The organism is Rhizobium sp. Root491 (assembly GCF_001427205.1).
Lineage (GTDB): Bacteria > Pseudomonadota > Alphaproteobacteria > Rhizobiales > Rhizobiaceae > Agrobacterium > Agrobacterium tumefaciens.
Genome location: NZ_LMFF01000017.1, coordinates 391,218 through 411,580 on the forward strand (window position 1 = coordinate 391,218; position 20,363 = coordinate 411,580).

Consider the following 20,363-nt stretch of genomic DNA (forward strand, 5'->3'; position numbering starts at 1 on the left):
CCATCGCATCTGGAGGTCGTCATGCCGTCAAGGAACAGGATCGCTTATGCGTTCCTTGCGCCCTATCTTCTGATTTTCGCGACGTTCTGGGTCTGGCCGATAGTTAGCTCGTTCATGCTGTCGTTTCAGAACACCCGCATCAATCCCTGGCGGTTTGCGCCCTCCATGAACTGGGGGAGGCTGGTCTCCGATCCGGCGTTTTATAACGCGCTCTACAATACGCTGATCATTCTGGTCATTCAGGTGCCTGTCATGATCGCGCTTGCGACCGTCATGGCGGTACTTCTGAACTCGCCACTGTTGAAGGTGCGCCCGCTTTACCGTTTTGCCTTCTTTGCACCCGTCGTCGTCGGAGAAGTCGCTTATGCGGCAGTCTTCCGGCTGATGTTCAGTGCCGATTTCGGCATCATCAACAAGCTCATCACTTCCGTTGGCCTTTCGCCCATCTCGTGGTTCGACAATGCCAATGCGGCCATGGCGCTGGTCATCATCGCCGTCACATGGCGCTGGGCGGGGTATAACGCCATCATCATTCTGGCCGGCCTGCAATCCATTCCCGGCGATGTCTATGAGGCGGCGACACTGGACAAGGTGAACAAGCGGCAGCAGTTCTTCCACATCACACTGCCGCTGTTGAAACCCATCATCCTTTTCTGCGTGGTCCTGTCCGTCATCGGCACCATGCAGCTTTTTGCCGAACCTTTCCTCATCACCAACAGGGGTGGGCCGGGCGGCGGTACGGAAACGCTGGGGTTGTTCCTTTACCGGCAGGGCTTCACTTCGCTCAATTTCGGCTACGCCTCGGCCATCGCCTACACCATGGCGGCGCTCGCCATCGCCATTTCGCTTCTTAATCTCTGGGTCGGGAGGGAGCCGAAATGAGATCGAAATCCAGATCGCTTCTCTGGCAGAAGATCGCGCTGCATGCGACGCTGACGCCGCTTGCCCTCATCTGGCTATTTCCGCTGTGGATGATGTTCGTGTTCTCGACAATGCCTGATTTTGGCATTTTCAGCCCCGACATCGTGCTCGTCCCGTCCACCAATTTCATCGAGAACTTCAAAAACCTTCAGGCGGATACCAACTTCCTGCGGGCGATGTTCATATCGATCACCGTTGCGGTCATCTATACGGTTTTCTCGGTGTTTCTGACCTCCATGGCGGGCTGGGCGCTGGCGCGCTATCGTTTTGCCGGACGCTCGGTGGTGATCGCCATCATTCTCGGCACCATCACCTTGCCTTTTGCAGTTGTCGTCATTCCCCAGTTCATCATGGTGGCGCGCGAATTCAAGCTCGCCAACACCTGGGTGGCACTCATCGTGCCGCCACTGTTTAACTCGCTCGGCGTGCTGTTCATGCGGCAATCCTTTTCCATGATGCCAACGGAGCTTTTCGATGCGGCAAGGGTCGAGGGCGTCAAGGAATGGCAGATATTCCTTCGCATTGCCCTGCCATTGGCGCGCCCCACCATGGCGGCGCTGTCCATCATCCTCTTCCTCGCTTCCTGGAATAATTATCTCTGGCCGCTGCTGATCAACTCCCGCCCGGAAATGATGACCGCACCCGTGGCACTTGGCACCCTCATCGGGCTCACCAAAGTGTCATGGGGCGGCATCATGGCCGGTGCAGTTCTGCTCACCGCACCCATTCTCATCGTTTTCGTGGCTTTGCAGCGCCACTTCATCGCCGGCATTTCCGCCGGGGCAGTCAAGTAAGGGGAGAGACCGCATGGCGGAACTTTCGCTCAAGAATGTCGTCAAGCGCTACGGTGCGCTGAAAGTCATCCATGGTGCAGATCTCGATATTGCCGATGGCGAGTTCGTGGTCTTCGTCGGCCCGTCCGGCTGTGGCAAATCAACGCTTCTGCGTATGATCGCGGGGCTGGAGGATATATCGGACGGCGATATCAGTATCGGCGGCAGAACGGTCAACGATGCCGATCCGGCCGATCGCGGCATCGCCATGGTGTTTCAATCCTATGCGCTTTATCCGCACATGACGGTTGCCGAAAACCTGTCCTTCGGCCTCAGGATGAACGGCAATCCCAGGGCCGATACGGAAAAGCGTGTCAGCCGCGCTGCCGAAATCCTGCAGATCAACGAGTTGATGGAACGCCGGCCAAAGCAGCTCTCCGGCGGGCAGCGGCAGCGTGTCGCCATCGGCCGCGCCATCGTGCGCGAACCGCAGGTCTTTCTGTTCGACGAGCCCTTGTCGAACCTCGATGCGGAACTTCGGGTGCAGATGCGGGTGGAAATCTCGCGGCTGCACAAGCAGCTTGGCACCACGATGATCTATGTCACCCACGACCAGACCGAGGCGATGACGCTGGCCGACAAGATCGTGGTTTTGAGGGCGGGCAATATCGAACAGGTCGGTGCCCCGCTCGATCTTTATGACGACCCCGCCAACCGTTTCGTTGCCGGTTTCGTCGGTTCGCCGAAGATGAATTTTCTGGAGGCGACCGTCATCGGTACGGGTGGACAAAGCGTTACGCTGTCGCTCGACAGCGATCCTGCCGTGCGGCTGACCCTGCCGATCAAGGACCGGCTCGATGAGGGAAGCAAAGTTTCGCTCGGCATCCGGCCCGAACATTTTCCCGATATCGGGCAGGGCGATGCCGATCTCACCGTTCACGTCGATGTCGCCGAGCACCTCGGCAATACCAGCTATGTCTATGCCCGTACGGAAGGCGGTGAGCAACTCGTCATCGAGCGGCCGGAATCGCGAGACGTCGCCAATCGTGACCGGCTGACGGTCGGTCTTTCCGCCCGCAAGGCATTTCTTTTCGACAGTCAGGGCAATCGCCTGCGCTGAACCCTTTCCCAAGCACGCAAGTCAAGACGAGGATTTCATGACGACCGACCAACCGATCCGCTGGGGCATTATCGGCCCGGGCACCATCGCCAAGACCTTTGCGGACGGCATTGCCCATTCCCGCACGGGTAAGCTCGAGGCTATCGCCACCCGCAATCCGGACAAGCCCGGCCTTGCTGACGCCTTTCCCGGCGCTCGCATCATCCACGGTTACGATGCGCTGCTTTCCGATCCCCATATCGACGCCGTCTATATCGCCACGCCCCATACCGGCCATGCGGAATGGGCGATCAAGGCGATCCGTGCGGGCAAAAACGTGCTGGTGGAAAAGCCCATCGCGCTTTCCGCCTATGACGCCGACGCCATTTTCCACGAAGCGAAAAAAGCTGATGTCTTTGCGGGCGAGGCCTATATGTACCGCCTGCATCCGCAGACGGCAAAACTGGTAGAGTTGATCAGGAACCGCGCCGTTGGCGATATCCGCATCATCCGCTCCAGTTTCGGTTTCAACATGGGGTCTTTCCGTGCCGATCATCGTCTGTTTTCCAATGAGACGGCAGGCGGCGGCATTCTCGATGTCGGCGGTTATCCCGTATCCATGGTGCGGCTGATTGCCGGTGCAGTGGATGGAAAACCCTTTGCTGAACCCGAAAAGATTGTAGGTGCGGCCCATCTCGGCCAGTCGGGCGTCGATGAATGGGCTTCGGCCGTTCTGAAATTTTCGAACGGTATCGTTGCCGAAGTCTCCTGCTCGATCATGGCAGGCCAGGACAATGTGCTGCGCATCATCGGTTCGGAAGGCCGTATCGAAGTCAAGGATTTCTGGTTCGCCGCCGGCCACAAGGGTGGCACCGGCCGGATCGATATTTTCAGGGGCGACAAGGTCGAAACCATCGAATTGCCGGAAGACCGTTGGCTCTATTCCTTCGAAGTCGATGCGGCAGGTGAGGCGATAAGGCAGGGCAAGCAGGAATTCGGCGCGCCCGGCATGGGCTGGGCCGACAGTCTCGGCAATCTACGTGTCATGGACCAGTGGCGTGCCGCCGTTGGCCTGGAATACAGCGTCGAAAAAGCAACTTCTCGCATCACGAATATTGCCGGTGGCAAGGTCGTGGCAGGCAATGCGGTTCCGAAGCGGCACATACCCGGCCTCACCAAACCCGCTTCGGTGGTTGCGCTCGGTTTCGAGTTCTTCCCCAATTTCGCCTCCGCGTCCCTGACGCTCGATGCCTTTTATGAGGCGGGCGGCAATCTGTTCGATACGGCTTATGTCTATGGCGGCGGCAAGACGGAAGCCATATTCGGTGACTGGCACACCAGCCGCAACGTGCCGCGCGAAGAAATCGTGCTGATCGGCAAAGGCGCGCATTCGCCCCTCTGCTATCCGGACATGATCGCCAAGCAGCTCAACCAGTCGCTGGAGCGTCTGAAGACGGATTATGTCGATGTCTATTTCATGCATCGTGACAATCCCGACGTGCCGGTCGGCGAATTTGTCGATGCTATGGATGCCGAAGTCCGGCGTGGTCGCATTCGGGGCATTTTCGGGGGATCGAACTGGACGCGCGAGCGTATGGACGAGGCCACCGCCTATGCGCAAGAGAACGGCAAACAGGCGCCGGGCGCACTTTCCAACAATTTCTCGCTTGCCGAGATGCTCGATCCCATCTGGGCGGGGTGTGTGGCGGCATCGGATGATGAGTGGAAGGCATGGCTCCAATCCCGCCAGATCCCGAATTTCGCCTGGTCGAGCCAGGGGCGTGGCTTCTTCACCGACCGGGCGGGGCGGGACAAGCGAGATGACGAGGAAATCGTCCGCGTCTGGTATTCCGACCGCAACTTCGACCGCCGCGACCGGGCGATCGAGCTTGCCCGGAAACTCGGCCGCCATCCGATCCACATCGCGCTCGCTTATGTCATCGCCCAGCCTTTCCCGGTCATTCCGCTGATCGGGCCGCGCACCATTGCCGAACTGGAGGACAGCCTTTCTGCGCTGGATATCAAGCTGACGGCTGAGCAGGTTAAGTGGCTGGAGGCGTGACGCGACATGAGGCGGCGGGTTTTCCGCAGTCTCCGGATGGATGATAAAGTCGGCTACCTCTCCTGCGTCGTGCCGGGCTTGACCCGGCATCCGGCCACGGTGTGCCAGCGCCGTGGCCGAAGCCTTTTGCAATCAAGGAATTGACCGTGCTGGACCCCGTATCCCGTCAGGGTGACGGAATGCGGATGCTGTGGTGGTGCTAAAGCACTGTTTTATAGGAGGACTATCCCCAACCTCCTACCTTATCTTGTTTTCCTGCTTCTTTCTCTCAGCAGCCGCTGATAAATCGGAATCTTGATATTATTGCGCCCGCCTGAAAACACGGCGGGTGAAACAATCTACCGGGGTTCTTATGGGCGATATCGATCGAGGCCGTGCGCAGCAGTTGATGGGTGAGGCGGGCATGGATGCGCTGGTGCTTTTCCAGCCCGAAGCCTTCCGTTATGCGGTAGGAGCACATGCGGGCGTTGCGACGATGTGGGGCAGGGCGGGGTCGGCGATTGCGCTTGTGCCAGCCGATGCTGCGTCCCGGCTTGCCGCCGTCGTCAGCGATCACGCCGCACCTCTTGTCGAGAAGGCCGCGCCTGATGTCGATCTGCGCCGGCATCGCATCTGGATCGATATGGTCGATATGTCGGGTGTCGAAAACGTCTCGCAGGTAGACGGTGTCTATCGCCGAAACAATTCCGGCGGACAGAGGCCGGAGACATTCGATCGCGCCGCCTGCTTTGTTTTGCTGGCCGACCTTCTGCAGGAACGCGGGCTGTCTGCGGCGCGCATCGGTGCCGATCTCGAATTCATGCCCGCCGCCGATTTTTCGGCTCTTCGTGAGGCGACGCCCGCTGTGACCTGGGTTGATGGTTCGACAGTGCTGAAACGTCTGCGTGCGGTGAAATCCGTTCGCGAGATTGAACTTCTCAGGCGGGCCGCAGCGGCCGCTGAGGCCGGGCTGGTCGAGATGGCGGCGGCCGTGCGGCCGGGCGTGGCGCTCAGCCAGCTTTCCAACGCGTGGAAAGCCGGCGCTCAGTCGCATGCCTTGAAGTCGGGTTTTTCGCTGAGCGGCCATTGGGACTATATATCGGTCGGTCCGGTCCTGTCGGATATGACGGCGGTCGTCGCGCCCGGTGCCCTGATCAAGGCCGATGTTGGCACGCTGGTCGAAGGTTATTCGTCGGATGGCGCGCGGACGTTTTCATGGGGTCCGGTCTCTCCGCTCGCGGCCAATATTTTCAAGGCGCTGGAGGCAGCTTTTGCCAGCGGGCTGGAAGCGATTCGTCCCGGCAATACATTCGGTGCGGTGCACGCCGCCATGCTGGCTTCGATGCGCAAAGACGGATTCAGCGAATATTATCGCGGTCACTTCGGCCATTCCGTCGGCGGCGGCGTAGGCATCGAGGAATGGCCGTTCTTTTCCCATGACAATGAGGAGGTCATTCTTCCCGGCATGGTCGTGGCACTTGAAGCGCCGTTTTACGGCGAAGGTCTGGGCGCGCTGATGATCGAGGACCAGTTTCTCGTTACCACAGCAGGGGCAGAGTGCATGAACAGCCTGCCACGCACCCTGCGGGATTTGTCCCTGGCCTGAGGCCGGCCAGGTTCAGAGAAAGTCGTCGCGGCGAGGGGTGAAGCAGTCGATCAGTTCGCCCTCTTCCAGGCAGAGGCAGCCGTGCTCGACATGGCCGGAAATGATGAGGCTGTCGCCTTTCTGCAGGTCGTAGGCTTCGCCATCGCGGTAAAAGCGGAAGCTGCCGCTGGCGACATAGGTGGATTGCACATGCGGATGGTTGTGCAGCTTGCCTTCGGCGCCGGTCTTGAAGCGGAACGAAACCACCATCAGCTCCGGCGCTTCGGAAAGCACGGTGCGTTCAACACCATCGTCGGGTGAAACGGTGGGGAATGTCGGAAGCTGCTGCATGTCGTTCTCCTCGGTCATGCGATGTCGTTCAAGCTTGAAATTCAGCGCGGCGCGCGCAGCATGGCGCGGTAACGCGTCTGGCTGCTTTTCAGGTGGTGGCGCATGGCGCTTCTTGCCGCCTCTTCGTCGCCGTCCTGTATAGCAATCAGGATCGCTTCGTGCTCACCGACAAGCCGGTTGAGGTCAGCGGGCGAAAGCACGGTTTCCTTGCCGTTTTCGGCAACGGCGCGGCGCGGAATGAGCGTTGGGCCAAGCACCTGTAGAAACTCGCTGAAGCGCGGATTGTTGGTTGCGTCGGCAACGGCCAGGTGAAAAGCGAAGTCGGCCTCTGCTGTCGGAATTCCCTTGGCGGCGCTGGCGCGGAAGGCATCGAAGGCTTCGATGATTTTCTCCTCCTGCGCCGGGGAGCGGCGAACGGCCGCAAGACCGGCGGCATCACCTTCCACGGCGGTGCGCAGTTCGAGCATTTCGATAAGGGACGAGACGCGGGCAAGATCGACATTATGGAACGGCCGTCGCTCGACAGGCGCTGGCTCCAGCACGAAGACGCCCGCACCCTGACGCGGCTCGACCAGCCCGTCGGACCTCAGTGAGGCGATGGCCTCGCGCACCACGGTGCGGCTTACGCCGAATTCCTGCGTCATCTGCGCTTCGGAAGGCAGGCGCTCGCCTGTCTTATAACGGCCCTTGGCGATCTGGCTGCGGAGCTCCTCGGAAACCTTCACCACAAGCGTCTTGGCTTGCGGAGCTGCCGGTTCGGAGGTTATCGCTTTTGTCATTGTCATCGCCGTTCTAAAAAAGGGTGCAGGTTAGCGTCCGGTATTCCTCGATACGTCATTCGCGGTCCGGCTTGCAATCCCGCTGCACGCGCAGGAAAGACCGGTTATCATGCCTGTCGGTCCCGAATGGCATTTCACGTCGCCTTGAAGATCGGATTGTCGATGAAAACGCCGCCCTGAAAACGCGCCACCGCATCTTTAGGGTCTGGTTGCGGTGTTGTCTCGGCAATGTGCTGCCGGAAAGTCTCGGCGTTGTCCTTCGGTTTCCAGCCAAGCCAGCCGAGGTGGGAATTGTCCCACCAGCCCGCGTCATTGGCCGATGCGCCCCAGATGACCGGGCAGCCGAGCACCGGCGCGCGGAAAACCGCCTCGATCAGCGATACGAAATCATCCTGCGAAAACCAGGTCGACAACATGCGGTGATTTTGCGGTTCCGGCGTGCAGGAGCCGATGCGGACCAGCGCCGTTTCCTGGCCGAATTTTTCGAAATACATGCGGGCGAGGCTTTCGCCGAAACATTTGGACACGCCGTAAAAACCGTCCGGCCGGAAGGGAACGTTGGGGCCAAGCCGCTCTGTCTGGGAATAATAACCGATCGTGTGATTGGAGCTGGCGAAGACGATTCGCGGCTGCCCATGGGCGCGGGCCGCCTCATAGAGGTTATAAAGCCCGATGATATTACCGTGAAGGATCTGCTCGAAAGGCCGCTCCACCGATATGCCGCCAAGATGGACGATGCCGTCACAATCGGCGACCATCGCATCGACGGCGCTGGCGTCGGCCAGATCGCATTGCACGCATTCCTCGTTCGGCCCGGCAGGATCGAGCGGCGAAAGATCGGCAAGACGCAATATCTCGGCCATAGGTGCGAGGCGCTTGCGCATGACGCGGCCGAGCTGGCCAGCCGCACCGGTAACAAGAAGCCGTTTCATTGCAATTCTCCCTAAACGAATGGACTGCGGATCATCGAGGCTGCGGGAAACCCCATTCAACGTCTCCGGCGTGGTCGAGATATCCAGGTTCCTCTTGACCTTGTCATACAGATCGTACAAAAAGCGGATAACATATATTATGTCCTATACGCAACAATCATGAAGGATGAGTTTGATGCTGACCGTCGAAACAAGGCAGGCCGTCAACCCGGAATATGCAAAAACGCTCGATACCGAAGGGCTTCGCAAGCATTTCCTCGCCAACGACATGTTCCGTTCCGGCGAAATCAGGCTGATCTATACCCATTACGACCGTTTCGTCATGGGCGGCGCGGTGCCTGATGGTGCCCCGCTGATGCTGGACAAGGTCGAGGAAACCAAGACGCCGTCGTTCCTTGACAGGCGCGAGATGGGCATCGTCAATATCGGAGACACCGGCACCGTCAACGCTGGTGGCGAAACGTATACGCTCAATCGTGGCGACGTTCTGTATCTCGGTGCGGGAAGCGGTGCGGTGACCTTCGATGGCGCGGGCCGGTTCTATATCACTTCATGCCCGGCGCATCGCAGCCTGCCGGCAAAGCTCGTCAGCCTTGCCGACAGCAAGGAGGTCAAGCTTGGTGCGACCGAGACCTCCAACAAGCGCACAATCAACCAGTTCATCCACCCACTCGTCATGGAAAGCTGCCAGCTGGTGCTCGGCTATACGACGCTAGAGGACGGCTCCGTCTGGAACACCATTCCGTCGCATATTCATGATCGCCGCATGGAGGCCTATCTCTATTTCGGCATGGATGAAAAGTCGCGCGTTCTGCACCTGATGGGTGAGCCGCAGGAAACGCGGCATCTCTTCATTTCCAACGAAGAGGGTGCCATTTCTCCGCCCTGGTCGATCCATTCCGGCGCTGGCATCGGCTCTTACACGTTCATCTGGGCCATGGCTGGGGACAATGTCGATTATACCGACATGGACTTCATTCAGCCGGGAGATCTGAAATGAAAAATCCCTTTTCGCTTCAAGGGCGTAAGGCGCTGGTGACGGGTGCCAATACGGGGCTTGGTCAAGCAATCGCCGTCGGCCTCGCCGCGGCCGGCGCGGAAGTTGTCTGCGCCGCCCGCCGCGCGCCGGACGAGACGCTGGACATGATCGCGAAGAACGGCGGCAAGGCCGCCGCATTGTCGATTGATTTTGCCGATCCACTCGCCGCCAGGGACAGCTTTGCCGACGCCGGTTTCGATATTCTCGTCAACAATGCCGGCATCATTCGCCGCGCCGATTCCGTGGAGTTTTCAGAACTCGACTGGGATGAGGTGATGGACGTCAATCTCAAGGCGCTGTTTTTCACCACGCAGGCCTTCGCCAAGGAATTGCTGGCGAAAGGTCGTCCGGGCAAGGTAGTCAATATCGCCTCGCTACTGTCGTTTCAGGGCGGCATCCGCGTACCGTCCTATACGGCGGCGAAGCATGGCGTCGCGGGTCTGACCAAGCTTCTGGCAAATGAGTGGGCCGCGAAGGGCATCAACGTCAATGCCATTGCGCCCGGTTACATCGAAACCAACAATACCGAGGCGTTGCGGGCGGATGCTGCCCGCAACAAGGCCATTCTCGAGCGCATCCCGGCAGGTCGCTGGGGGCATTCTGAAGACATCGCCGGGGCGGCGGTTTTCCTCGCCTCGCCGGCGGCCGACTACGTGCACGGCGCCATCCTCAATGTCGATGGTGGCTGGCTGGCGCGCTAATGCGCACCGGTTTTCAAAATTCATCATATAACTTGTATGATGACTTGTTGACAAATATGCGGCAAGCGGTTTAGGTGGCTTCCAGTCAGTGAACTTGCAGAGGAATACGGATTATGAACCCTGAACAAATCAAGGCGGCGCTTGGCTCCGGCCTGCTCTCCTTCCCGGTAACGCATTTTGATTCCGAGGGTCGTTTTGCGGCCGATAGCTACAGGGCGCATGTCGAGTGGCTTGCCGGTTACAAGGCGCCGGTGCTGTTTGCCGCCGGCGGTACGGGCGAGTTCTTCTCGCTGAAGCCGGATGAAATCCCTGCTATCGTTTCGGCTGCCAAGGAAGTGGCCGGTGAAACGGCAATCGTTTCCGGCTGCGGCTACGGCACCGAAGTTGCGGTTGATATTGCACGCTCGGTGGAAAAAGTCGGTGCTGATGGCATCCTGCTTCTGCCGCATTACCTCATTGATGCGCCGCAGGAAGGCCTTTACGCGCACATCAAGAAAATATGCCAGTCGGTCGGCATCGGCGTCATGGTTTATAACCGCGACAATTCGGTGCTTCAGGCGGATACGCTGGCGCGTCTCTGCGATGAGTGCCCGAACCTCGTCGGCTTCAAGGACGGCACCGGTGATATCGGTCTCGTTCGCCAGATCACCGCCAAGATGGGTGACCGCCTGATGTATCTCGGCGGCATGCCGACGGCGGAACTGTTTGCCGAAGCCTATCTCGGCGCCGGTTTCACCACCTATTCCTCGGCCGTCTTCAACTTCGTGCCGGGCCTTGCCAACGAGTTCTATGCGGCGCTGCGGGCCGGCGAGCGCGCCACCTGCGAACGCATCCTGACGGAATTCTTCTATCCGTTCATGGCGATCCGCAATCGCGCCAAGGGTTACGCTGTCTCCGCCATCAAGGCTGGCGTTCGCCTGCAGGGCTTTGATGCGGGTCCGGTGCGCGCGCCGCTGAAGGATCTGACGAATGAGGAAATCGGCATGCTCGATGCCCTGATCGGCACGCACAAGCGCAAGGTGTGATCAAGGTATAACGGGAGGGGAACGATGAAGATCACAGCGGTGCGCACGCATCTGCTCGAACATCGGCTGGCCACGCCGTTTGAAAGCGCATCCATGCGCTTTGACCGGCGTGCCCACGTTCTGGTCGAAATCGAATGCGATGACGGGACCGTCGGCTGGGGCGAATGCCTCGGTCCGGCGCGACCGAACGCCGCCGTGGTTCAGGCCTATTCCGGTTGGCTTATTGGCCAGGATCCCCGCCAGACCGAAAAGATCTGGGCTGTGCTTTACAATGCCCTGCGCGACCAGGGCCAGCGCGGCCTCAGCATTACAGCCCTGTCCGGCATCGATATCGCGCTGTGGGATATCAAGGGAAAGCATTACGGCACCTCCATCTCCATGCTGCTCGGCGGGCGCTGGCGCGAAAGCGTGGGCGCCTATGCCACCGGCAGCTTCAAGCGTGATGGGGTCGACCGTATCTCCGACAATGCCAATGAGATGGCGGAGCGCCGTGCAGAGGGTTTTCACGCCTGCAAGATCAAGATCGGTTTCGGCATCGACGAGGATCTTGCGGTCATTGCCGCCGTGCGCGAAGCGATCGGGCCGGATATGCGGCTGATGATCGACGCCAATCACGGCTATACCGTTACCGAAGCCATCGCGCTCGGCAATCGTGCGGCTGAATACGGCATCGACTGGTTCGAGGAGCCGGTGGTTCCGGAGCAGCTAGATGCCTATGCCCGCGTGCGTGCGGGCCAACCAATCCCGGTTGCGGGAGGCGAGACCTGGCACGGGCGTTACGGCATGTGGCAGGCGCTTTCCGCCGGTGCCGTGGATATTCTCCAACCAGACCTCTGCGGTTGCGGCGGCTTTTCCGAAACGCAGAAGATTGCCACGCTTGCCACGCTGCACGGCGTGCGCATTGTGCCGCATGTGTGGGGCACGGGCGTGCAGATCGCCGCTGCCCTGCAGTTCATGGCCGCGATGGTGCCTGATCCGGTGCGGGTAAACCCCATCGAGCCGATCATGGAATTCGATCGGACGCATAATCCGTTCCGTCAGGCCGTGCTGCAACAGCCGATAGAGGCGGTGAACGGTGTCGTCGCCATTCCCGATGGTCCCGGTCTCGGCATCGAGATCAACCGCGACGCACTCGTTGAATTCAGGATGCCACAGCCATGAGCGAACTTGTCAGAAAACTAAGCGGGACACCGCCGCAGCCAGCGTTTCCGAAAGGGGCGGTCGATACTCAGATGCATATGTATCTGCCCGGATATCCAGCCTTGCCGGGTGGGCCGGGCCTGCCTCCGGGTGCGCTGCCGGGGCCTGAGGATTATCGCCAGCTCATGCAATGGCTCGGCATCGACCGCGTCATCATCACCCAGGGCAACGCCCAACAGCGAGATAACGGCAACACGCTGGCCTGCGTGGCAGAAATGGGCGAGGCAGCCCGCGCGGTGGTGATTATCGATGAGAAGACGACTGAAAAGGACATGGAACGACTTGCCGCTGCCGGTGCCGTGGGCGCCCGTATCATGGATTTGCCTGGCGGCGCGGTGAACCTATCGGAACTGGAAGCGGTGGATCAGCGTGCCCATGCGGCCGACTGGATGGTGGCGGTTCAGTTCGACGGCAATGGGCTTCTCGATCATTTGCCGCGCCTTGAAAAAATCCGTTCGCGCTGGGTCTTCGACCACCATGGAAAATTCTTCAGGGGTATCGACACGGATGGCCCGGAAATGGCGGCACTTTTGAAGCTCATCGATCGCGGCAATCTCTGGTTCAAGTTTGCCGGTGTTTATGAAAGTTCGCGCGACGCCTGGCCCTATGAAGATGTTGCAGCCTTTTCGCGCCGTATCGCTGCCCATGCGCCGGAGCGGATCGTCTGGGGGACGAACTGGCCGCACAATTCCGTCCGCGAGACGGCTGCCTATCCGGATGATGCCCGCCTTGCGGAGCTCACACTCGGCTGGCTGCCGGACGATGCGGCCCGTCACCGAGCGCTGGTGGAAAATCCAGAAGCCCTGTTCAAGCTGCCGCCACTCAAGGCGGTGTAGTTTCAATTCGGGATAGTTGGGGAAAGGGAGGTCCCCATCATCCTTTGCAGATGAAAGGTGTTTGCATGCCGGCCCGGATGGGCGTGAAAAATTCGGTCCGTTAGCCTTGGAGGGGTGGGGCCGTTGTTACAACGGAGGAGGAAGAAATGAAAAAGATTGCAAGCATGATGTGCATCGCGATGGGGATCGCGCTGTCAGGCGTTTCCGCCAAGGCGCAGGAAATCACCCTGCGCTCGGCCGATATTCATCCCGACGGTTATCCGACGGTTGAAGCCGTGAAATATATGGGCGAACTTCTGTCGGAACGCTCCAATGGCCGCATCAAGGTGCAGGTCATGAACAATTCGGTTCTCGGCGGTGAGAAGGATACCATCGAGCAGACCCGCTTCGGCGTCATCGACATGAACCGCGTCAACGCTGCGCCTTTCAACAATCTCGTCAAGGAAACCACCGTTCTCGGCCTGCCTTTCCTGTTCCGTTCGACGGAACACATGCACAATACCGTAGACGGCCCGATCGGCGATGAGGTTCTGGCAGCTTTCGAACCGCACGGCCTGATCGGTCTTGCCTTTTACGATTCCGGTGCGCGTTCCTTCTACACAACCAAGAAGCCCATCGAAAAACTGGCGGACCTGAAGGGCCTCAAAATCCGCGTGCAGCAATCGGATCTGTGGATATCGATGATGCAGGCGTTTGGCGCCAACCCTACGCCGATGCCGATGGGCGAGGTTTACTCCTCGCTTGAAACAGGCGTTGTCGATGGTGCGGAAAACAACTGGCCGTCCTACGAATCCGCCCGTCACTATGAAGTGGCGAAGAACTATTCGCTGACGGAACATTCCCTCAATCCGGAAATCCTCGTCATCTCCAAGATTTCCTATGACAAGCTGTCGCCGGAAGATCAGAAGCTGCTGCGTCAGGCAGCCAAGGATTCCGTTGGCAAGATGCGTGAATTGTGGAGTGCGCGCGAAAAGGCCTCGGAAGAAAAGGTACGCGCCGGTGGCGCCAACGTCATCAAGGTCAACAAGGAAGAGTTCGCCGCCGCGATGGGGCCGGTCTACGACAAGTTCGTCACCGATCCGAAAATGAAAGACCTTCTTGAGCGGGTAAAAGCCGTCAAGTGACATAGGGAAAACCGGCTCTGGCAACAGGGCCGGTTTTCTTTTGTCGTCATTGGTCTGAGGTTGGAGGAGGAAGGCAAATGCGAAACTTCATGCGGGCTATCCGCCCATTTCTCGGCGCGCTCAGCCGTGCGTCACTTTACATCGCCGGCGTCGGCATGGTCGCCATGACCCTTATCGTCGGCTGGCAGGTGTTTGCCCGTTATATCCTGAATGATTCACCAAGTTGGTCCGAGCCGCTGTCGCTTCACCTTATGTCATGGTTCATCATGCTGGGGGCGGCGGTGGGCGTGCGTGAAAGCGTGCATCTGGGGCTGGATATTCTGCGCTATATGATGCCGCCGCGCATACAGGCGGCGATGGACCTGACCAGTCTGGCACTGATCTTCTTCTTCGGGGTTGGCATGTGCTGGTACGGAACCGTCCTCTCTGCCGGAACATGGACGGCGACAATCCCTGTTCTTGGATGGCCGGGCGGCATGGATTTCTTCCCGCTGATCGGTGGCGGTTTTCTGATCGCGCTGTTTGCAGCCGAACGCTTTATCGATCTCGTCATCGGCGAGGAAATCGCGGCGGATGTGTTTGTGCAGGAGGCCGCGTAAATGGCTTACACAATCCTCTTCGGTGTCTTCACCCTTCTGATGCTGATCGGTACGCCGATTGCGTTCTGCCTCGGCATTGCCTCCTTCGCCACCGTTCTTTATCTCGGCCTGCCGCCCATCGTGGTCTTCCAGCAGATGAACTCCGGCATGAACGTGTTTGCGATGATGGCGATCCCGTTCTTCATCTTCGCGGGTGACCTCATGGTCCGCGGCGGTATAGCCCATCGTCTGATCCGTTTTGCGGCCGGTCTTGTCGGTCATCTGCGCGGCGGTCTGGGGCAGGTCAACATCGTCGCTTCGACATTGTTCGGCGGCATTTCCGGCTCGGCTGTCGCCGACGCCTCGGCCGTTGGTGGCCTGATGATCCCGCAAATGGCCAAGCGCGGTTATGACCGGGATTACGCCGTCAACGTCACTGTCAATGCCGCCATCATCGCGCTGATGATCCCGCCTTCGCACAACATGATCCTTTATTCGATCGCGGCGGGTGGCAATGTTTCGGTGGCCGATCTCTTCACCGCCGGCATCATTCCAGGCCTGCTGCTTGCTGCGGCCCTGATGGTCACCGCCTATATCGTCGCGCGGCGCAAGGGTTACCCGTCCGAGCCGTTTCCCGGCTTTTCGAAGCTGATGTATTATCTTCTGGCGTCCTTTCCCGGCATTCTGTTGATCGGCATCATCTTCGGCGGCGTTCGTTCGGGTATCTTCACCGCGACGGAGAGCTCCTGCATTGCCGTTCTCTACGCTTTCCTTGTTGCCATGCTTGTCTATCGTGAGCTGGACTGGAGCGGTTTCGTGGAAGCGGTGATGGGGGCGGTTCGCACAACAGCGATGGTTCTGCTCGTCATCGGCACGGCTGCGTCGTTCGGCTGGTTGATGGCGTTCCTGCAGGTACAGACACTGATGATCGCGACAATCAGCGCGATTTCGGACAATCCGATTATCGTGCTTCTGGTCATCAACGTCATTCTGCTCTTGCTCGGCACTTTCATGGATATGGCACCGATGGTCATCATTTCCACGCCGGTGCTTCTGCCTGTCGTGAAGGCCTTCGGCATCGATCCCGTGCATTTCGGTGTCGTGATGATCCTGAACGCCGGTATCGGTCTCAATACGCCGCCGGTCGGAACGGTGCTCTTCGTGGGATGTGCGGTTGGCGGCATAACTATACGGGAAGCGATGCGAACGATCTGGCCGTTCTTCGGCGCCAGCATAGCCGTGCTGCTCGCCGTCACCTACATTCCGTCGCTTTCACTCTGGCTGCCGTCACTTTTCCGGTAGTTCCAGAGCTTTATCGCAAGAAGGCCCCGCTATGCCGGGGCCTTTTGCATTTCGGTGGCAAGCAGCCTCTGCTGTTCGTGCTCGTCAAACGCCATCAGATTGCCGTGCCTGCTGCGGCGTATCCTGTTCATGTGGTCGCGGGGGCTCAACCCCAATGTGCGCTTGAACATCCTCGAAAAATAATAGGGATCTCCATAACCCACTTCTGCCGCCGCAGCGGAAACTGAAAGCCCGGCTTCAAGAAAATGCATGGCACGTTCCATGCGTTTGAATTCCTGATATTTCCTCGGCGTGCGCCCCACCCGTTTCTGGAACTCACGCAGGAAATAGTCGCGATTATAGGGGGCTGCGTCGGTCGCCCTTGCGGCGATTTCAGGGTCGAGCGGATTGGCGGAAATCATCGTAATCGCTTTCATGACAGCCAGATCCAGGGCTTCGGCACCTTCCGGCTGGAAACTCGGACGGTCGACCCATCCGAGAAATGCATCATCGATAAATGCGATCAGCAACACCATGAACAGGTGATGCTGGCCAAGCGTGACAGAGGAGGGTGGAGCGCTCTGCCGATAGTGGCGCACCAGCGGCTCCAGCAGCGGCCAGCGGCTCAGCGAAAGTTTCGGCTTGAGGTCCATCTGCGCGACAAGGTTGTGGCGACCGTAAATATCCAGTGTGAAATGCTGTGCCACTCCCCGATAGGTGACGGCCTGTTCATTCCAGCCGATAAAATGCTGCCCCCTGAAAATCAGCATGGCGTCGCCAGGCTCCAGCACCCGTGCTTCACCGTCCACGAGATAATGCCCGCGACCCTCCAGGCAGATAATGAGATCGTCCACCTGATTGGATTTGTCGATCTGCCAGGTGCGGGAGTGCTCCATCTTGATCGTGGCGCGCGTGAGATTAAGCGTGAGCGCCGCAGGCGGAACGGACGAGAGAATACCACCTTCGATTTCGTCCATCTTTTTCCTCGTCTTTGTTAATTCACCTTGGCTCGGAAATTTGGTTTTGTCACCTCACAAACTGCTAATGCGCGCCGTATCAATGAGGGAGGAGATCGGCTGCGGCGAGACATCGCGCCATCATGCGCCCGCCGTCAGCCGTTCCGGGAGAATCACTTGCACGAAATTGTATTCTGTTATCCGCGCCTTTCCGGGGTGGGGGAGGAGCGTCATGAAATCTAATCGCTTCCTCGGGCTGGGATATCTGACGCCCTACATCATCGGACTTCTGGTTTTCACGGCGATCCCGTTTCTGGGTTCCCTGTATCTCAGCTTCACCCGCTACGACCTGATGAGTGACCCCACATGGGCGGGACTGGCCAATTACGAGCGGCTCTTCACCCGTGATCGCACGTTCATGAAATCCCTGAACGTCACCCTGTTTTATGTGTTTCTGACGGTGCCGTTGAAGCTTGCCTTCGCGCTGTTCATCGCGGCGATACTCAATTACAAGCTGCAATTCATCAATTTTTTCCGCACCGCCTTTTACGTTCCGTCCATCCTCGGCGGTTCGATCGCGATTGCGGTGCTGTGGCGTTACATCTTCGCCAGCGAAGGGCTGGCCAACATGGCGCTGGCGGCAATCGGCCTGTCGCCGGTGGACTGGTTTGGCGATCCCGCCAATGCGCTTTTCACAATCACGCTGCTGCGCTGCTGGCAGTTCGGTTCGGCCATGGTGATCTTTCTCGCCGCGCTGCAATCCATCGACAAGTCGCTTTATGAGGCCGCGGCAATCGACGGCGCAGGCAAGGTAAAGACGTTCTTTTTCATCACCCTGCCGCTTCTGACGCCGGTCATCTTTTTCAACCTGATCATGCAGATGGTTCAGGCATTCCAGGAGTTTAACGGGCCTTACATCATCACCCAGGGCGGCCCGTTGAAGTCTACCTACCTGCTGCCTCTCTATATTTACGATGAGGCTTTCAAGAAGTTCAACATGGGCTATGCCTCCGCCATCGCCTGGGTTCTTTTCACCATCATCACCGTGCTGACCCTCGTGGCCTTCTGGTCCTCGAAAAAGTGGGTCTATTACGCTGGCGACAAGCGGAATTGATGCCATGACCGATATCGCAACCTTAAACGACATGCAGGCCGCCCGCCGGGCAAGGCTCCGGCTGTTATCGACCTCTGTCCGGTACACGCTGCTGTTCGCGGTCGGCTTCATCATGCTCTATCCGCTGATCTGGCTGGTCGGCGCAAGCTTCAAGACCAATTCCGAGATCTTTTCCGGTGCAGGTTTCATTCCTGAGACGCCAACGCTGGACGGTTACATCCGCGGCTGGGAGACCTCCACGCCCTACACCTTCGGCCGGTTTTTCTGGAATTCGTTCCTGATCATCCTGCCGAAGGTCATCGGAACGGCGATTTCCTGCACAATGGCGGCCTATGCCTTCGCGCGCTTCGATTTTCCGCTGAAGAAGATCCTGTTTGGCTCGGTCATCGCCATCCTGCTTTTGCCCAATGTCGTAACCCGCATTCCGCAATATATCCTGTTCCGTGACCTCGGCTGGCTGGATAGTTTCCTGCCGCTATGGGTTCCCTCGGCACTAGCCGGTGATGCCTTCTTCGTCTTCATGCTTGTGCAGTTCCTGCGCTCGCTGCCCTCGGATATGGAGGAAGCCGCCCGTGTGGATGGCGCCAACAGTCTGCAGACGCTGGTCTACATCGTCGTGCCGATGCTGGCGCCGGCGCTGATCTCGGTCTGCCTTTTCCAGTTCATGTGGACAATGAACGACTTTCTGGGACCGCTGATCTACCTGTCCTCGGTCGATAAATATCCGGTGAGCCTGGCGCTCAAACTCTCCATCGACACCACCGAAGCCTTCGAATGGAACCGCATCCTGGCGATGTCGGTGCTGACGATCGCGCCTGCGCTCGTCGTGTTTTTCGCGGCGCAACGGTATTTCATTGAAGGGATCTCGTCTGGCGGGGTCAAGGGCTGAAAATGGCAAGCGTTCAACTTAAAAATCTCGAAAAAGTCTATGGCGGCAGCTTCAAGGCCGTGCACGGCATCAATCTCGAAATCGAGGATGGCGAGTTCATGGTTTTCGTCGGCCCGTCCGGCTGCGCCAAATCCACCACGCTGCGCATGGTGGCGGGGCTGGAGGAAATCACCGGCGGTGAAATCCTCATCGGAGATCAGCGCGTCAACGACCTGCCGCCCGGCAAGCGCTCCATTGCCATGGTGTTCCAGAACTATGCGCTCTATCCGCATATGAAGGTGCGCGGCAATCTTGCTTTCGGCCTCAAGATTGCCGGTGTTGCCAAGCCCGAGATCGAGAAGGCAATCGACAATGTCGCGCGCATTCTCGAAATCGAGCCCTTGCTGGATCGCCTGCCGAAACAGCTTTCCGGCGGGCAGGCGCAACGTGTTGCTCTGGGCCGTGCCCTCATCAAGAAACCGGGCGTGTTCCTGTTCGATGAGCCCCTTTCGAATCTCGATGCGAAGCTGCGCGCTTCCATGCGTGTGCGCATTACCGATCTGCATCGCCAGCTGAAGGCGGAGGGCCTGTCTTCGACCGTCGTCTACGTGACGCACGATCAGACGGAAGCCATGACCATGGGCGACCGTATCTGCGTCATGCAGGCCGGGCGCATCATGCAGGTCGCCACGCCGAAGGAACTCTACAACCGGCCCGCCAATCTGTTCGTCGCCGGTTTCATTGGCATGCCGGAAATGAACCTTGTGGATGTGGCGATCGACGGGGCGGAGTTCGTCATCGGCGGGCAACGTCTTCCGATAGGCGACCATCTGGAAAAGCGGCTTTCAGCCAGACCGGCGGACGCCGTCATCGGCATCCGTCCGCAGCATCTTTCGTTAGCCGGTGAGGCCGATGGGCCGGCGCTGCAGGCGAAACTGACCAACGCCGAATTCATGGGGCACGAGGTCTATCTGCATGCCGATCTGGGCGGACAGAAGCTCGTGAGCGTGGTGGGAGCAGCCGAATTCGAGGCGCTTGCGCGCGACGGCATTCTGCGACTGAAGCCGGACCCCGAGAAGCTGCATATTTTCGACAAGGCCGATGGCCGCAATGTCTCGCTGTGAGGAGGGGACGAGCGTGCCTGATTTTTCGAGGAGGAG

Annotated in this window: 20 protein-coding genes; 16 read left to right on the forward strand and 4 right to left on the reverse strand. The window is 59.0% G+C overall.

The window, feature by feature from the left end:
- The first annotated feature begins 21 nt into the window (after positions 1–21).
- The 5 genes from ASD46_RS21890 (at position 22) to ASD46_RS21910 (ending at position 6,440) form a co-directional block, all read left to right on the forward strand.
- Positions 22–882: a carbohydrate ABC transporter permease gene (locus ASD46_RS21890; protein ID WP_013761426.1), complete on the forward strand. Its 861-nt coding sequence runs from the start codon at positions 22–24 to the stop codon at positions 880–882.
- On the forward strand, positions 879–1,715 hold the full coding sequence (locus ASD46_RS21895) for a carbohydrate ABC transporter permease (RefSeq protein WP_013761425.1): 837 nt from the start codon (positions 879–881) through the stop codon (positions 1,713–1,715). Before ASD46_RS21890 ends, ASD46_RS21895 begins: the two co-directional genes overlap by 4 nt.
- 13 nt (positions 1,716–1,728) lie before the next feature.
- Entirely contained in the window at positions 1,729–2,814 is a 1,086-nt protein-coding gene (locus tag ASD46_RS21900; protein WP_025595934.1) for an ABC transporter ATP-binding protein, read from the forward strand.
- Positions 2,815–2,851: 37 nt separating this feature from the next.
- Positions 2,852–4,855, forward strand: a complete 2,004-nt coding sequence (locus ASD46_RS21905; protein WP_013761423.1) for an aldo/keto reductase — start codon at positions 2,852–2,854, stop codon at positions 4,853–4,855.
- Positions 4,856–5,207: 352 nt separating this feature from the next.
- Positions 5,208–6,440, forward strand: coding sequence for a M24 family metallopeptidase (locus ASD46_RS21910; protein ID WP_013761421.1), 1,233 nt, complete (start codon positions 5,208–5,210; stop codon positions 6,438–6,440).
- Between the two features lie 12 nt (positions 6,441–6,452).
- Here the strand turns inward: ASD46_RS21910 and ASD46_RS21915 are convergent, their stop codons facing one another.
- The 3 genes from ASD46_RS21915 to ASD46_RS21925 all read right to left on the reverse strand — a co-directional run bounded on the left by ASD46_RS21915 (position 6,453) and on the right by ASD46_RS21925 (position 8,481).
- Complete coding sequence (locus ASD46_RS21915) at positions 6,453–6,770, reverse strand: cupin domain-containing protein (protein WP_060642794.1); 318 nt, start codon at positions 6,768–6,770, stop codon at positions 6,453–6,455.
- A 41-nt stretch (positions 6,771–6,811) separates the two neighbouring features.
- Positions 6,812–7,549, reverse strand: coding sequence for a FadR/GntR family transcriptional regulator (locus ASD46_RS21920; protein WP_003517927.1), 738 nt, complete (start codon positions 7,547–7,549; stop codon positions 6,812–6,814).
- A 134-nt stretch (positions 7,550–7,683) separates the two neighbouring features.
- Complete coding sequence (locus ASD46_RS21925) at positions 7,684–8,481, reverse strand: NAD-dependent epimerase/dehydratase family protein (protein WP_013761419.1); 798 nt, start codon at positions 8,479–8,481, stop codon at positions 7,684–7,686.
- Positions 8,482–8,656: 175 nt separating this feature from the next.
- Between ASD46_RS21925 and kduI the strand changes: the two genes are divergently transcribed.
- From kduI to ASD46_RS21965, 8 genes are all read left to right on the forward strand, one after another.
- Entirely contained in the window at positions 8,657–9,481 is an 825-nt protein-coding gene (gene kduI / locus ASD46_RS21930) for a 5-dehydro-4-deoxy-D-glucuronate isomerase (RefSeq protein WP_013761418.1), read from the forward strand.
- The gene (gene kduD, locus ASD46_RS21935) at positions 9,478–10,221 is read left to right on the forward strand and encodes a 2-dehydro-3-deoxy-D-gluconate 5-dehydrogenase KduD (RefSeq protein WP_013761417.1); all 744 of its coding nucleotides are present in this window, start codon (positions 9,478–9,480) and stop codon (positions 10,219–10,221) included. The genes kduI and kduD overlap by 4 nt, the downstream gene beginning before the upstream one ends.
- Positions 10,222–10,334: 113 nt before the next feature.
- Entirely contained in the window at positions 10,335–11,246 is a 912-nt protein-coding gene (gene kdgD, locus ASD46_RS21940; protein WP_003517921.1) for a 5-dehydro-4-deoxyglucarate dehydratase, read from the forward strand.
- Positions 11,247–11,270: 24 nt separating this feature from the next.
- Positions 11,271–12,407 carry a D-galactarolactone cycloisomerase gene (locus ASD46_RS21945; RefSeq protein ID WP_025595940.1) on the forward strand — a complete coding sequence of 379 codons (1,137 nt, stop codon included), beginning with the start codon at positions 11,271–11,273 and terminating at the stop codon, positions 12,405–12,407.
- A complete protein-coding gene (locus ASD46_RS21950) occupies positions 12,404–13,282 on the forward strand; it encodes an amidohydrolase family protein (RefSeq protein WP_013761415.1) in 879 nt (292 codons plus the stop codon). Before ASD46_RS21945 ends, ASD46_RS21950 begins: the two co-directional genes overlap by 4 nt.
- Before the next feature lie 146 nt (positions 13,283–13,428).
- Positions 13,429–14,406: a TRAP transporter substrate-binding protein gene (locus ASD46_RS21955; RefSeq protein WP_003517915.1), complete on the forward strand. Its 978-nt coding sequence runs from the start codon at positions 13,429–13,431 to the stop codon at positions 14,404–14,406.
- 77 nt (positions 14,407–14,483) lie between these two features.
- Positions 14,484–15,005 carry a TRAP transporter small permease gene (locus tag ASD46_RS21960; RefSeq protein ID WP_013761414.1) on the forward strand — a complete coding sequence of 174 codons (522 nt, stop codon included), beginning with the start codon at positions 14,484–14,486 and terminating at the stop codon, positions 15,003–15,005.
- Positions 15,006–16,286, forward strand: coding sequence for a TRAP transporter large permease (locus ASD46_RS21965; protein ID WP_003517912.1), 1,281 nt, complete (start codon positions 15,006–15,008; stop codon positions 16,284–16,286).
- Positions 16,287–16,315: 29 nt separating this feature from the next.
- Here ASD46_RS21965 and ASD46_RS21970 read toward each other — a convergent pair whose 3' ends face one another.
- A complete protein-coding gene (locus tag ASD46_RS21970) occupies positions 16,316–17,242 on the reverse strand; it encodes an AraC family transcriptional regulator (RefSeq protein ID WP_013761413.1) in 927 nt (308 codons plus the stop codon).
- A gap of 211 nt (positions 17,243–17,453) precedes the next feature.
- Between ASD46_RS21970 and ASD46_RS21975 the strand changes: the two genes are divergently transcribed.
- Genes ASD46_RS21975 through ASD46_RS21985 form a run of 3 tightly spaced genes read left to right on the forward strand, consistent with a single transcriptional unit; the run spans position 17,454 to position 20,327 of the window.
- Positions 17,454–18,335 carry a carbohydrate ABC transporter permease gene (locus tag ASD46_RS21975; protein WP_003517909.1) on the forward strand — a complete coding sequence of 294 codons (882 nt, stop codon included), beginning with the start codon at positions 17,454–17,456 and terminating at the stop codon, positions 18,333–18,335.
- A 4-nt stretch (positions 18,336–18,339) separates the two neighbouring features.
- Entirely contained in the window at positions 18,340–19,224 is an 885-nt protein-coding gene (locus ASD46_RS21980; RefSeq protein ID WP_019566471.1) for a carbohydrate ABC transporter permease, read from the forward strand.
- Between the two features lie 2 nt (positions 19,225–19,226).
- Positions 19,227–20,327, forward strand: coding sequence for an ABC transporter ATP-binding protein (locus tag ASD46_RS21985; RefSeq protein WP_013761411.1), 1,101 nt, complete (start codon positions 19,227–19,229; stop codon positions 20,325–20,327).
- Positions 20,328–20,363: the final 36 nt, after the last annotated feature.

What these genes read in the sequence shown, in the direction of transcription:
- ASD46_RS21890 (WP_013761426.1), top strand. Translation starts at nt 22, where the DNA reads ATGCCGTCAAGGAACAGGATCGCTTATGCGTTCCTTGCGCCCTATCTT.
- ASD46_RS21895 (WP_013761425.1), top strand. Translation starts at nt 879, where the DNA reads ATGAGATCGAAATCCAGATCGCTTCTCTGGCAGAAGATCGCGCTGCAT.
- ASD46_RS21900 (WP_025595934.1), top strand. Translation starts at nt 1,729, where the DNA reads ATGGCGGAACTTTCGCTCAAGAATGTCGTCAAGCGCTACGGTGCGCTG.
- ASD46_RS21905 (WP_013761423.1), top strand. Translation starts at nt 2,852, where the DNA reads ATGACGACCGACCAACCGATCCGCTGGGGCATTATCGGCCCGGGCACC.
- ASD46_RS21910 (WP_013761421.1), top strand. Translation starts at nt 5,208, where the DNA reads ATGGGCGATATCGATCGAGGCCGTGCGCAGCAGTTGATGGGTGAGGCG.
- ASD46_RS21915 (WP_060642794.1), bottom strand. Translation starts at nt 6,770, where the DNA reads ATGCAGCAGCTTCCGACATTCCCCACCGTTTCACCCGACGATGGTGTT.
- ASD46_RS21920 (WP_003517927.1), bottom strand. Translation starts at nt 7,549, where the DNA reads ATGACAAAAGCGATAACCTCCGAACCGGCAGCTCCGCAAGCCAAGACG.
- ASD46_RS21925 (WP_013761419.1), bottom strand. Translation starts at nt 8,481, where the DNA reads ATGAAACGGCTTCTTGTTACCGGTGCGGCTGGCCAGCTCGGCCGCGTC.
- kduI (WP_013761418.1), top strand. Translation starts at nt 8,657, where the DNA reads ATGCTGACCGTCGAAACAAGGCAGGCCGTCAACCCGGAATATGCAAAA.
- kduD (WP_013761417.1), top strand. Translation starts at nt 9,478, where the DNA reads ATGAAAAATCCCTTTTCGCTTCAAGGGCGTAAGGCGCTGGTGACGGGT.
- kdgD (WP_003517921.1), top strand. Translation starts at nt 10,335, where the DNA reads ATGAACCCTGAACAAATCAAGGCGGCGCTTGGCTCCGGCCTGCTCTCC.
- ASD46_RS21945 (WP_025595940.1), top strand. Translation starts at nt 11,271, where the DNA reads ATGAAGATCACAGCGGTGCGCACGCATCTGCTCGAACATCGGCTGGCC.
- ASD46_RS21950 (WP_013761415.1), top strand. Translation starts at nt 12,404, where the DNA reads ATGAGCGAACTTGTCAGAAAACTAAGCGGGACACCGCCGCAGCCAGCG.
- ASD46_RS21955 (WP_003517915.1), top strand. Translation starts at nt 13,429, where the DNA reads ATGAAAAAGATTGCAAGCATGATGTGCATCGCGATGGGGATCGCGCTG.
- ASD46_RS21960 (WP_013761414.1), top strand. Translation starts at nt 14,484, where the DNA reads ATGCGAAACTTCATGCGGGCTATCCGCCCATTTCTCGGCGCGCTCAGC.
- ASD46_RS21965 (WP_003517912.1), top strand. Translation starts at nt 15,006, where the DNA reads ATGGCTTACACAATCCTCTTCGGTGTCTTCACCCTTCTGATGCTGATC.
- ASD46_RS21970 (WP_013761413.1), bottom strand. Translation starts at nt 17,242, where the DNA reads ATGGACGAAATCGAAGGTGGTATTCTCTCGTCCGTTCCGCCTGCGGCG.
- ASD46_RS21975 (WP_003517909.1), top strand. Translation starts at nt 17,454, where the DNA reads ATGAAATCTAATCGCTTCCTCGGGCTGGGATATCTGACGCCCTACATC.
- ASD46_RS21980 (WP_019566471.1), top strand. Translation starts at nt 18,340, where the DNA reads ATGACCGATATCGCAACCTTAAACGACATGCAGGCCGCCCGCCGGGCA.
- ASD46_RS21985 (WP_013761411.1), top strand. Translation starts at nt 19,227, where the DNA reads ATGGCAAGCGTTCAACTTAAAAATCTCGAAAAAGTCTATGGCGGCAGC.